A 12947-nucleotide genomic window follows, 5' to 3' on the forward strand; every position below is an offset into this window, starting at 1 on the left:
GCCTTCCGGCTCCCCACCGGCCGTGCCGCCGCGCCCCGCCCCTAGCGGCCGGCGGACAGCCCGGTCACGAAGCGGTAGATGTCTCCGGCCTCGCCGGTGTCCGTCGGGCGGCGCAGCTCCACCAGCGCCAGCGGACGGTCCACCGGCTCGCCGGTGTCCGGGTCGAAGGCTATGTAGCCACTGATGCCACGGACCCGGGACCTACCGTTGGTCTGCTCCAGCATGGCCAGGACCATACGGGCGGTGACCTGGCGGGTGCCGTAGACGCCGACGGCGTTCCGGGCCGCCTTCCCTATGGTGTACGTGGCGTCATGGCCGAGCATCGCCTGGCCGCTGGCGAGGTCGGTGGTGGGGCCGCCGACCGCTGTGCGGTAGGCGCGCTCGAAGTCGGCGAACGGGCCGTTCCCGGCGCCGTCGTAGACCTCCTTGGATATCGCGGGGTGGGTGAAGGCGGTGTAGTAGACGGTCAGTTGGCTGTCCTTCCAGCGCTCGGCGAGGGTGGCGAGCTCGGCACGGTGTCGGTCGCCCCCGGTGTCGAAGTAGATGCCCAGCGCACTGGAGCCGGAGAGCACCGTCGTACGGCAGTGCCGGCCGCCTTCCCCGGCCGCCTCGATGAACCGGCGCAGCTCCCGGCCCCGGCCCGCGAAATACACCGCGTCCGGCGGCTTCGGGTCACCGCAGACCTTGTCGGCGACGAGGGACAGCGCATTGCCCGCGGTCGCCGCCTCGTCCTCCCCGGAGCGGAACGGGATGATTTCGTCGTCCACGTCGAGGCCCGCGCGCCGCGCCGCCCGTGAGAAGTCCTCGTAGAGCGAGGTGTTGTAGTTGTCCTTCTCGTTGCCGTCCCTGATCACCTGCACGCGGTAGCCGGGGTGCTTGCGCTGCTGCTCCTTGAGGTAGCCCGCGGCGGCCGCGGTCTGGTCGCGGTTGGGGAAGGAGACCCGGTAGAACCCGGCCGTACGGGAACTCAGCCCGTCCGCCGCCACGGTCGCACCGACCATCGGCAGCCCGGCGGCGCGCAGCCGCTGCACGGCGCGCATCGTACGGTCGTTGCTCTGCCCGAAGCCCGCCACCGCGACCAGCCGTTCCTTGTCCTTCATCGCGATGAGCTGGTCGACGACCTGGCGCCAATGGCGGTCGCCACGGCCGGTGTTGGCGAGCAGCAGGCGGATCTTGGGGAGCGTCGAGCGCTCGGCGTTCAGGGCGCGCTGGGCGAGGTAGGCGCCGCTGATGGCCTGCCGGGTGGCCTCCGGCCCACGGTCCGCAGAGCCGCCCGCCATGGCCTCGAGATAGGCGATGGCGACCGACCGTTCCCCGGACTTGACGACCTCGTCGTTCTCGGCGCGGATCCTGTCGCTCAGCGACTTCATGTTCCCGAAGGCGTACGCGCCGTCCGTGACGCCCACGCACTCACCGTCGGCCACCTCGCGGACGCCCTCCCCGCAGCGTCCGTTCGTCTCGACGATCTGCACCACGGCGGCGACCACGACCGCCGCCGCCACCAGCACCGAGATGATCCACAGCCCCCAGCGCCGCGGGGGCCGGGGCGGTTCGAAGAGACGGGTGCTCACAGCCACGGCTCCTTTCCGTACTGCTTCGCCTTCCGCAGCAGCGCCGAGGTCCAGGGCACGCTGTCGGCATGCACCGCGAGGGTGTGGAAGCGGGCCTGGATCTCGCCGTACAGCTCGGCCCCGGGGTCGCCGAGCGGATCGCGGTACGGATCGCCGACCCGGTCCGTACGGGGGTCGTCCGGCGGCTCGGGGCCGATCCAGACCGCCGCGAGGAGCCGGGTGATGGTCCGCAGCCGCTGCTCCACGGCGCCCTCGCCCAGGTGCTCCACCAGCCGCTCGTAGCGCTCCCACAGCGGCTGATCGAGGGCCGGCCCGGCCTCGGCTAGCGGCGCGCGCCGCAGCCGGCACAGCTCCGCACACCACTCCTCCGGGGTGACCCGGTCGAACGCGTCGTCCAGATAGGCGGCCGCCGCGGCGAGATCGCCGCCCGCCAGCGCGTGATAGGCCGCGGTGGCCTCCTCCCCCGCGGCGGCCGCCCGGTCCCGCAGCGCGGCATGCACCGCCCGCCGCCCCCGGATACCGGCCGCCCCGTCAACGCTCCCGGCCGCTCCGCCTGCCGCGGTGTCGGGCTCGGGGACCGCGGCGAGCCGGCGCAGCAACAGCAGACGCAGCAAGGGGTGGGGGGTTTCCGTCCGGCCGTCGGACTCCTCGTCGCCCCCGTCGAGATGCATGGTGCGCAGCACGTCCGTACAGAAGTCGTTGAACTCCTCCTGGACGCGGGCGCTCGACTCGTCCCACAGCACCCGGCCCGCCTGCGCCTGCGCCAGGTCGACGGCGGCCGAGCCGCGGGCCAGCGCCTGCATCAGCTCGCCGCTGGCGTCCATCGGCAGCAGCCGCTCCAGCAGGGCGTCGACGAGGTCCGAGGAGGGCTGCAGGACCTGCCGCAGCCGCGCCTCCCAGCCCTCGTCCGCCGGGCACTCCAGCAGGGCCTCCAACAGCTGTGCGGTGCCTGCCGGATGCCCCCGGGTGAGCTCGTACACCACCCAGCCCAGCCATTGCACCCCGTTGTCGGCAGCCGGCACCGGCACCCGGGGGCCGGCCGACCGCAGCGCCTCCTTTGCCTGCTGCTCGACCTCATGACGGACCAGATCGCGCAGCCGGCCCACCACGAGCCCCTTCACGACCTGCTCCGGAACGAACCTCTCCTCCTGCGCGGGCCACCGGCCGGGCAGCACACCGGGCCGCCGCGGCCCGCCGAACGCAAACCCCTCCAGCGCCGCCGGATAGCTCCCCGCGGTGGCGAGCACCAGCAGCGGATCGGGCGCCCCGGCCTTCCGCCGGGCGTCCAGCAGCGCTTTGAGGAAGTCGTTGCCCAGCGGACTGTCGACGTTGTCCAGCAGCACCAGGCACTGCGTCGTACGCCGCTTGTCACCGCCACGCGAGCCGTACGCCCGCCCCAGATCGTCCAGGAAGGCGTCGAAGAGCACCGCCTCGGCCCGCTGCCGCTCGGCCGCCTCGCGGTCGCCGTAGCGCTGGTTGAGGTCGATCAGAAAGCCGTCGACGGAACCGCCGCCACGGCTGCGGCGCCGGATACGCGCCAGCCGCCAGCGCACCCGCAGCCGCACCCAGTGGCGCCGCCACTCCGGCAGCAGCGGCAGCGCGGCGGTCACCGCGGTGGGGGCGCCCAGAACCGTCGCGGCGTACGCGGCCAGCTGGTTGATCACCTCCGAGCGGCTGCCCGGCGGCCCGACCAGCGCCTCTTCCATCTGCCGTACGGCGGCGTCCCGGTCGGCCGCGTCCATCCGCGCCGCGACCGCGATGGTCAGCAGCCCGAACGCCGGGAAGCTCAGCCGGGCGAAATCCCGCTTCGACTCGTTGAGCTGGAAGACCAACGCGGCCAGCACATCGATCGGTTTACGGCCCTCCTGGCCCAGCGCCGCCAGATCGAGGCGGGCCACCGGGGCCCGCCGGGCCCAGTCCGCCAGATGGCGCAGCACCGTCGTCTTACCGCTGCCACGCGGCCCCAGCAACAAGGTGGCAGGCAACTCGGGCCGGCTGCCCGGCCTGCGCACCAACAACTCCTGGACGTACCGCTCCACAGCCCGGTCCCGCCCGGACTCCCCCGCCCATTCCTGCGGCATCCCCGCTCCCCCTCGACCTCGCGAATCCCTGTGATCCCCGCGATCCCCACGACCGGCCGGCGCTCACTCCGGCCGCCCCAGGATCCTCCAATTCCCGTCCCTTGCAAGCACTTTGACCCCACCAGACCGTTTTCCTCCCCTCACGCACCCCCATCTCACCCACCGGAAATCACTCTAAGTGACACCACTGACAAACGCCGTGACGGACAGTGAAAGCGCAGGTCATCGACCGCTCCCCGAAGCAACACGCACGAGGCACACGCGCACGAGGCACCCCCCCCCGGCCCTGAACCGATGCGCAGCCGCTCACTCACACCGACCGGCGACCCAGCCACGCGCAACGCCGAACCGCTGCGCCGACACCGCCCCCGCCGAGCCGCTGCCCCTCCGAACCAGGGCACGATGCCGCCCCACGCCGCCCCGTCCCGCCCCACGCCACGCCCCCGCGCACACGCCACTCACCGCAAACCGACCCACATACACCCGCCCACCCCCCGAAGGGGGGTGGGCGGCGGGGAAAAACCAAACGCAGCGGGTGGGCGGCGGGGAAAAACCCAAGGGGCAGGCAGCGAAGAACCCAGAGCAGCAGGTAGGCAGCGAAGCAACCCAAGAGGCGGGCTACCGGCGACCAAGTCCCACGGGGACGCAGCCGACGGCCAAGTCCCAAAGGCACGCGGTCGACAGTCCCCCCAAGGAGCCACCCAGCCGACAACCAACCCCAGAAGGACCGCAGCCGACAGCCAACTGCCGCCCCCCAAAGGCACGCGACCAACCGGCAACCCCCAAAAGGCGCGCAGCCCCCCGGTCACCCCAGCCCCGTGAGCCCTACTGCTGCACCACCTGCGCCACCGCCGCCTGCGGGCGGATCGGGAGGCGGCCGATGGGGCGGCCGGTGGCGGCGCGGACCGCGGAGGCCACGGCGGCCGGTGCCGTGACGACCGGGACCGCGCTGGCGGGCTTGGCGCCGAAGGGGGCGACCACATCGCGCTCCTCGACGAGCTTGACGATGCGGATCTCCGGAGCGTCCAGGGCGGTCGGCAGCGCATAGCCCGTCAGGTCCGGATGGCGGACCTGGCCGCGGGTGGTGCGCAGGTTCTCCATCAGGGCGGCGCCCATGCCCTGGGTGACCCCGGCCTCGATACGGGCCCGCAGCTGGCGGGGGTTGAGCACCCGGCCCACGTCCTGGGCGACGGTCATCTCCACGACCCGGATGGTGCCGAGCTCGATGTCGACATCGGCGACACAGCGGATCGCGCAGAAGGCGAGCCCCACGAACGCATCGCCCTGTCCGCCCTCGTCCAGCGGCTCCGTCGGATGCGGCCGGCACTGGGCGGTGGCCCAGAGTTCCTTGCCGTCCAGCGCCTCGGAAACGGTGGTGCTGAGCACTCCGTCGTAAGAGGTGATCTTGCCGTCGTTGATCTGCAGCAGCTCGGTGGACATCCCGAACTTGTGGGCCAGCGGCTGCAGCAGCTGGGTACGGACCATCTTGGCGGCCCGCTCGACGGCGCCGCCGGAGACCCAGGTGTGCCGCCCGTGGCAGGCCGGTCCGGCCGGCGGCTGGTCGGTGTCGACGCCCGCGACATGCACTTCCTCGATGCCGAGCGTCTCCTGCACGATCTGCCGCGCCAGCGTGGAGAACCCGGAGCCGGTCTCGACGGCGGCGCAGATGACGGTGGCGACCGAGCCGCTGACCTTGACGGTCGCGGTGGAGACCTCGTCGGCGCCCTCCGCGCCCAGCATGTGCACCATGCCCAGGCCATAGCCGACGCCGCGGCGTACCGCGCCCGGCTCGCCCGCCCCTTCGGGCCCGCCCGGCAGCAGCCACTCCGCTTCGGGCGCATCCTTGGGCAGCTCGGGAAGCGGCGCTTCCTTGACGGCGTGCAGGAGTTCGGCGACCGGGGCGGGGCAGGTCACGGTCTGTCCCGTGGGGAGCAGATCGCCGGTGGCCATGACGTTGCGCAGCCGGATCTCGTCGGGCTCCAGGCCCAGCCGGGCGGCCAGCTTGTCCATCTGGCCCTCATAGGCGGCACAGACCTGCATCGCGCCCTCGCCGCGCACATGGCCGGACGGCGGGTTGTTGGTGCGCACCGCCCAGCCGTCCACAACGGCGTGCGGGACGACGTACGGGCCGCAGGAGAAGGAGACGGCGGCGGCGAGCGCATCGGCCGAGGTGTCGGCGTAGGCGCCGGCGTCCATGAGGATCTGTGCCTCCACCTTGACCAGCTTGCCGTCGGCGTCCGCGTGGTGGCGGTAGCGCAGCAGCGTGGGGTGGCGGTGGGCGTGCGAGAGGAAGGACTCCTCCCGGGTGGCGGCGAGCTTGACGGGGCAGCCCGTACGCAGCGCCAGCAGGCCGAGCGAGAGCTGGATGCCGGGGTCCTCGCGGTCGGCGGTGGCGCCGGGGACACCGGTCACCACGACCTTGACCTGCTCCGGTTCGAGGCCGAAGGAGGCGGCGGCCAGATCGCGGTCGGTGTGCGGGTCCGTGGAGGCGGTGTAGATCTCCACGCCGCCGTCGGGGCGCGGCACCGCGAGCCCGGCCTCGGCCCCGATGGGCGCCGGGTCCTGCCGGCCGATCCGGTAGAGCCCCTCGACCATCACCTCGCCCATGGCCTCGGCGTCGCCGAAGCGGAGCGGGATGTGCCGGATGAGGTTGCCGTCCGGGTGCAGCGGCTCGGCCTCGAAGGCCAGTTGGGGGTCGGTGACCGCGTCCAGGACCTCGTACTCGACGGCGATGGCGGCGGCGGCCAGCCGTGCCGTGTCGGGGTGCTCGGCGGCCACCGCGGCGATCGGCTCACCGTGGTGGCGGACCTCGTCCTTGGCGAACACCGGGCGGTCGGCGGTGCCCCGGCCGTGCCCCGCGTCACCGGGCACGTCCTCGTGCGTGACGACGACGCGTACACCCGGCATCTCCACCGCGTGCTTGGTGTCGATGGACAGGATCCGCGCGCGCGGATGCGGCGAGCGCAGCACCGCGGCCCACAGCAACCCTTCGGCCCACAGGTCGGCGGCGTACGGGAAGGTGCCCTCGGTCTTCGCCGGCGCGTCGGCGGGCGGCAGCGAGACGCCCAGGCCGTGCGGCGGCGGCTCCTCGGGGATCTGGACGCCCGCCGCGGGGGTCGCGGTAACGGCACCTGCGCCGTCGGACGTACCGCTCATGCCGCAACCTCGCTTCGCTCGGCCTCGCATTCGCTCAGCGCGCACCTCTTCATCGTTCTCGCCCAGCCTCCGGCCGGGGGGACCCCCATGCTGCGCTCGTTCATGCGGAGCCTCCCGGGTGCGGATCCTGGTCGTGCGGGGCGTGGCCCGTTTCGTCGGCGGGGCCCGCCTGGTGGGGAATACGGGCGGTGTCCGCGGGCGCCGCCCCGTCGGGTTCGTCCGCGGGCGCGTAGGCGGCCTCGGCGGCCTCCGCACGGGCCTTGACGACCTCGTCGACGGCGTCCAGCACACCCCGGTAGCCGGAGCAGCGGCACAGGTTGCCGCACAGCGCCTTGCGGGTCTCCAGCTCGCTGGGGGCGTGGTTGCCCTCCAGGAGGTCATGGACGGTCATCGCCATCCCCGGTACGCAGAAGCCGCACTGCACGGCACCGGACGCGGCGAGCGCGCACTGCACGTCGGAGGGCACACCGTTCTCCGCGAGCCCCTCGACGGTACGGACCTCGCTGCCCGCCGTGGTGGCGGCGGGCACCAGGCAGGACGCCACCAGCCGGCCGTCCACCTGGACGGAACAGGCCCCGCACTCGCCCTGCGAGCAGCCGTCCTTGGCGCCGGCCAGACCGAGGCGCTCGCGCAGCACGTAGAGCAGTGACTCGCCGATCCAGGCGTCGGTGACCGGCCGGTCGATGCCGTTCACCCGCAGGACGTAGGAGGCGGCGGGGTGTTCGTCGTGGTCGTCGAAGCCGGGATCGGCCGCCAGGTCGGAGGGGTGTGCGGCGGCGAGCCCGTCGACGAGGCCGGTGGACTCCCCGGTACCCGCGTCGGCGCCCGTGGGCTCCCCGGTCCCGGTGCGTTCCCCGGCCCCCGTGCGTTCCTCGGCAGCGGCCGGGTCCCCGGCACCGGTGTGCTCGGCGTCGCCGGGGGAACCGGCGGCGTCGGCAGTGTCGTGCGGCGCGGTGCCCTCGTCCGTGGTGGCCACGGGGTCGGCAGGGCCGGTGAGGCCCACGGGCTCGCCGGACTCGCGGGACTCCGTGTGCGCACCGAGCTCCGCGGTCCCCGCCGTCTCCGTGCTCTCCGCGGTCTCCATAGGAGCGTCCGTCGCTCCGTCGGCCTCCGGCGCGGTGGGCGGGGCGGGCGTCAGGTGCCCGGCCGCGTCGGCGAGCGCGAACTCGCCGGAGTGCTCCTGCTGTTCGCCCTCGGCCACCGGGATCGACCAGCCGCTCGCGCCGGGCGCATCCGCCGCCCGGTCGGGACGGTCCGCCGCCTCCTGCTGGTGCGCCGCCTCTTGCTGGTGCGCCGCCTCCCGCTGGCGCTGCGCCTCCCGCTGGTGCTGCGCCCCGTCGTGCGACGGCTGCGCCGTCTCCGCGACCGGCGGCCACTGGGCGAGCGCATCGGCCGGCAGCGACCAGTGCCCGGTCGCGTCGCCCGCCGCGGCGTTCCGGCCGCCCACGCCCGTGGCATACGGGTCGCCGGCCGACGGACCGCCGTCTCCGGGCCGTTCGCCGCCCGGCTGGGTGCCGTGGCCCGGCAGACCGCGCTCGTGCGCGTACGGGTCGCCCGCAGGGCCGCCGAAGGGGTCGTGGACCGCTCCGCCGTGCCCGGTCTCCTGCGGCTCCGCGTGGTGCGTCTCCGGCGCGCTCGTGGCGCTCAGCCCGGCGGTGAAGTTCCAGTGCCCGGTCCCGGCGGCCTCGCCGGTGTCCGCCGCGCTCCCGGCGTCGCCGTACGCGCCGGAGCCCGGGTATCCGCCGCCGTGGTAGCCCGCGGCGACACCATGCCCTGGATGCCCCGGATGACCCGAATGGCCGGGGAGGCCCGGGTGGCCGCCCGTAAGTCCCGTATGACCCGTCAGGCCGTCGTCGCCGACCAGGTACTCGCCGGATTCCTCCAGGCCGTCGTCCGCCGCCGCGGGGACCGACCAGGCTCCGGTGCCACCCGCCTCGGGGCTGCCCGCCACGGGCCACTCCACGGTGTCGCCGCCCCACGGCTGGGCCGCCTCGGGCGCGCCACCCTGGTAGCCCGCGGAGGGGTCGTGGTGGGGAGCGTGCTCCGTATGGGCCGGGTATCCGGCGGTCGGGTCCGCGTAACCGGCCGAGGGGTCCGCGAAGGGCATCGTCCACTGGCCGGTGGACGACGGGTCGGTGCCCGCGTCCGCGACCTGCGGGGCGGTGTGCGAACTGAAGGAGGCCGGCGGGGTGTAGCCGTGGCCGGGTGCGGCGAGAGGTTCGGGGCCCGGGGTGTTGTACCGGGGGGATCCACCGCCGTAGACCCCGGTGGTGAAGCCCTCCGGGAGCTGCACGAAGGCCGTCGCCTCCGACTCGTACTCGCCGCCCTGGGGCAGCGGCTGCCAGCCCTGGTCGGGGTGCGGCTGGTACGGATGGCGGTTGTCTGCGTCGCTCATGAGAGCGCCCTCCCAAGTGCGCGGCGGGCCAACGCTGCCACCGTACGGCGCAGGTGCAGTGCGGCCGGCGGCAGGGTGGCCGGTTCCGAACCGTCCTCGGGCGGTGCCGGGTCCGGGATGCAGGCGGCCGCGACATAGTCACCGAAGGCCGTCAGCGCCTCGGGCACCAGGCCGCGTTCGCCGTCCCAGTCGATGAGCGAGGCCACCCACTCCTCGGCCTCCAGGGGGCGCAGCGGCATGGCGGCGACCGCGCCCACCGCGCAGCGCACACCGCGCCTGGCCGGGTCCAGGACGAGCGCCACCGAGGCGGTGGCACGGCCGGGGCCGGTGCGGCCGGTCGCCTTCAGGAAAGTCTGCGGGGCGTGCAGCAGCGGCACCCGTACGAAGCCGACGAGTTCGCCGGGGCTCAGCATCTCCCGGCCGGCCAGGAGGTGGCTGACCGGGATCTCGCGGCGGCTGCCCCCGGGGCCGGCGATGATCACCGTGGCTTCCAGGGCGGCGAGCACCGGGAGGGTGTCGCCCGTGGGGGCGGAGGTCACGATGTTGCCGCCGAGGGTGCCGGCGTTGCGGACCTGCGGCGGACCGGCCGCGCGGGCGGCGGCGGCCAGTCCGGGGATCAGGGCGGCGAAGTCGGGGCGTCCCATACGGGCGAGGGTGAGGCCGGCACCGAGCAGCGCATGGCCGTCCAGGTACTGCCAGCCGCGGATCTCGCTGATGCGGCCGAGGCCCACCAGGGCCGCGGGTCTGAGGAGTCCGGCGTTGACCGCCGCCATGAGATCGGTGCCGCCCGCGACGGGCACGGCGGCAGGCATGGCCGTCAGCGCCGCCACCGCCTCGTCGAGCGAGGCCGGCAACGTCACCGTGTGCGACGCGTGCGGTGCGTGCGTGGTCAAGCCAGCTGCCCCTTCCCCGGTGTCCCGGCAGTTCCGCTCCGCCGTACGGTACGTGCTCGCAGCCCGGACGTGGCAACTCTGGCACATCTTCCCGGACCCTCGGCGCGAGGGTCCACGAAGGAACGATCCGTCCCCGAACAGGCTGCTGGTCCGGTTTCGTCCGCCGCCGCGGTGCGGAACTGCGGTGCGGTGCGTCGGCGGAGGGCGTCCGGCGGGGCGCAGACCGTCGTTGCGCCGGCGGTCGGTACGGCGGTACGGGGGAGGAACCGCCGTACCGCACCACCGTCCCAGGGACCGGCCGTACGAGCGCCCTCCTTGCACCAGGGCTCACACGTTTGGGGGCGCCCCGTCGATCGGGCGTCCGAGCACCCCGGGGCGTTTCTGCCAAGGGAGGGGGCCGCCGGGCGGGCGGTAATCGACGCCGAGGGCGTCGAGGCGGGTGTAGTGGGCAGCCATGCGCCGGGTGAAGTCCTGGTAGTCGCGGTCGGCCGGGGCGGGCAGCCGTGACCAGGCGACCTCGGCGAAGGCGGCCAGCCGCGGAAAGACCTGGTAGTCGAGGCGCTGCTGACTGTCCATGGCCTCGGTCCAGACGTTGGCCTGGGCGCCCAGGACATGCGCGGCCTGATCGGCCGTGAGCTCCGGTGGTACCGGCTCGAAGCGGTAGACGTCCTCCAGGGTCCGTACGAAGCCGATCGGCACCGGCTCGTCCGGGGAGGGGTCTTGACGGTGGTCCAAATACACCTGCTGTTCGGGGCACATGACGACGTCATGGCCGGATTTCGCGGCTGCGATACCGCCCGCGTAGCCGCGCCAGGAGGAGACGGCGGCTCCCTCGGCCAGTCCGCCCTCCAGGATTTCGTCCCAGCCGATCAGCCGGCGGCCGCGGTCGGCGAGCCAGCGGTCGAAGTGCCGGATGAACCAGCTCTGCAGTTCGTCCTCGCCGGCCGGCGACAGTTCGGCGATCCGCGCCTGGGCGGTGGCGGAGGCCCGCCACTGGTCCTTGGGGCACTCGTCGCCGCCGATGTGCACGAACGTCGAGGGGAAGAGGCCGAGGACCTCCTCCAGGACGTGCTCGTAGAACCGCAGGGTGTTGTCAGTGGGCGCCAGTACGTTGGGGTTGACGCCCCAGGTGTCCCAGACCTTCAGGGAGGTGGTGTCGATGACGTCGGTGTTGCCGAGTTCGGGGTACGCGGCGATGGCGGCCTGCGAGTGTCCGGGGATGTCGATCTCGGGCACGACGGTGATATGCCGCTGGGCGGCGTAGGAGACGATCTCGCGGATGTCGTCCTGGGTGTAGTAGCCGCCGTGCGGGCGCTCGTCCCACAACGGGGAGGCCCGGTGGCCGAGTTTGGTGCGCTCCCGCCAGGCGCCGACCTCGGTCAGCTTCGGGTAGCGCCTGATCTCGATCCGCCAGCCCTGGTCGTCGGTGAGGTGGAGGTGCAGGACGTTGAGCTTGTGGGCGGCGAGCAGATCGAGGTAGCGCAGCACTCCGTCCTTGGGCAGGAAGTGCCGGGCGACGTCGAGCAGCATGCCGCGCCAGGCGAAGCGGGGGCCGTCGTCGATGGTCTGCTGCGGCAGGACGGCCGCGCGCTCCGGTGCGAGCGGCGCCCGGCGGAAGGCCTGCGGGCCGAGCAGCTGCCGCAGCGTCTGCGCTCCCCAGAAGACTCCGGCCGGGCCGCCGCCGGTGATCCGTACGCCCCAACGGGCGTCGGCCGCCAGCCGGTAGCCCTCCAGGGGCAGGGAAGGGTCGAGGGCCAGGGCGAGGGCGTCCGTCGCCTTGCCGGAGCCGGGCGGCAGCGGCAGGCCGAAGGCCGCGCCCAGGGTGGCGCGCAGCCAGCGCGCGGTGTCCTCGGTGCCGGGTTCGGCCGCCAACACGGTGTCCTCGCCCAGGCGGACGGCGCTGCGGTAGGGCCCGTCGATGCTCAGCGGCGCCGGGACCAGGCCGCCGCCCGGTGCCGTGGGGGTGGGGTCCGTCTCGGGCATGCCGTCCGTCCTTCACCGCGGCGGACGGCCCAGGACCGTCCGGCCTGTACGAGTACGCAGATACGCCTACGCAGTTACGAGCGCGCAGATACGGATGCGGGTGCGCGGAAGCGACGACCGGCACGGGGGTGGTCGTCACGGCGATGCTGCCACGTTCCCGCGCCGTTCGTCCCGTCCGGCGTGCGGAAGACCGCCCGCGCCGTTGCCGGGTGGAGTGCGCGGGTGGCGCCGGTGCGGGAGGCGGAGCGCCCCGGACGGGAACGCAGGCAGGCACGGAGACGGGCCCGGTCCACGAAGGATCCGGGCCCGTACCCGAGGCGGGGTGCCGTCACCGCAGGACGACGGCTGTGTCCTGCGGCTCTTCGGCTCTGCTGAGCTCATGCGGCTGCGCTGGGCTCATACGGCTGTGCCGGTGCGGCTGTACTTGTGCGGCTGCGCTCGTGCGACAGAGCGCGTGCGGCCGTGCGCTGACGGACGGGCAGGACCGGCCGGGCGGGACGGTCCTGCCGGCGGTTACTTCTTGCCGCCGTCCTTGCCGCCCTTGTCCTTGTCGCCACCGGCGCCCATGGACTCGAAGATCTCCTTGCACATGGGGCAGACCGGGTACTTCTTCGGGTCACGACCCGGGACCCAGACCTTGCCGCACAGCGCCACGACGGGGGTGCCGTCGAGCGCGCTCGCCATGATCTTGTCTTTCTGGACATAGTGGGCGAAGCGCTCGTGGTCGCCGTCGCCGTGCGACACCTGTGGTGTCGGCTCTACGAGGGTCCCCGTACCTGCCCCGCGCTCGGGCTCAAGAGTGCTCATAACAGCCAAGGGTACTCACGCGCGCCGCAACCCGGGAGCCTCGGTCCACCGCCAGGTGGAG

Annotated in this window: 7 protein-coding genes; all 7 read right to left on the bottom strand. The window is 73.7% G+C overall.

What is annotated here, in order from left to right; all coding sequences use genetic code 11:
* Nucleotides 1-41: 41 nt before the first annotated feature.
* The gene (locus tag NUT86_RS16065; RefSeq protein ID WP_274735903.1) at nucleotides 42-1571 is read right to left on the bottom strand and encodes an ABC transporter substrate-binding protein; all 1530 of its coding nucleotides are present in this window, start codon (nucleotides 1569-1571) and stop codon (nucleotides 42-44) included.
* Nucleotides 1568-3652 (bottom strand): ATP-binding protein, encoded by a 2085-nt coding sequence (locus NUT86_RS16070; RefSeq protein ID WP_274735905.1) that lies wholly within the window; start codon nucleotides 3650-3652, stop codon nucleotides 1568-1570. The genes NUT86_RS16065 and NUT86_RS16070 overlap by 4 nt, the downstream gene beginning before the upstream one ends.
* An 825-nt stretch (nucleotides 3653-4477) precedes the next feature.
* A complete protein-coding gene (locus NUT86_RS16075) occupies nucleotides 4478-6808 on the bottom strand; it encodes a xanthine dehydrogenase family protein molybdopterin-binding subunit (RefSeq protein ID WP_093646535.1) in 2331 nt (776 codons plus the stop codon).
* A 100-nt stretch (nucleotides 6809-6908) separates the two neighbouring features.
* Nucleotides 6909-9203, bottom strand: coding sequence for a 2Fe-2S iron-sulfur cluster-binding protein (locus NUT86_RS16080; RefSeq protein WP_274735908.1), 2295 nt, complete (start codon nucleotides 9201-9203; stop codon nucleotides 6909-6911).
* Nucleotides 9200-10096: an FAD binding domain-containing protein gene (locus NUT86_RS16085; protein ID WP_018091265.1), complete on the bottom strand. Its 897-nt coding sequence runs from the start codon at nucleotides 10094-10096 to the stop codon at nucleotides 9200-9202. The genes NUT86_RS16080 and NUT86_RS16085 overlap by 4 nt, the downstream gene beginning before the upstream one ends.
* A gap of 327 nt (nucleotides 10097-10423) precedes the next feature.
* Nucleotides 10424-12079 carry a beta-N-acetylhexosaminidase gene (locus NUT86_RS16090; protein ID WP_274735911.1) on the bottom strand — a complete coding sequence of 552 codons (1656 nt, stop codon included), beginning with the start codon at nucleotides 12077-12079 and terminating at the stop codon, nucleotides 10424-10426.
* A gap of 513 nt (nucleotides 12080-12592) precedes the next feature.
* The gene (locus NUT86_RS16095) at nucleotides 12593-12886 is read right to left on the bottom strand and encodes a DUF3039 domain-containing protein (RefSeq protein ID WP_026169910.1); all 294 of its coding nucleotides are present in this window, start codon (nucleotides 12884-12886) and stop codon (nucleotides 12593-12595) included.
* Between the last annotated feature and the right edge of the window lie 61 nt (nucleotides 12887-12947).

This window comes from Streptomyces sp. G7(2002), from assembly GCF_028870195.1.
Taxonomy (GTDB): domain Bacteria; phylum Actinomycetota; class Actinomycetes; order Streptomycetales; family Streptomycetaceae; genus Streptomyces; species Streptomyces nigrescens.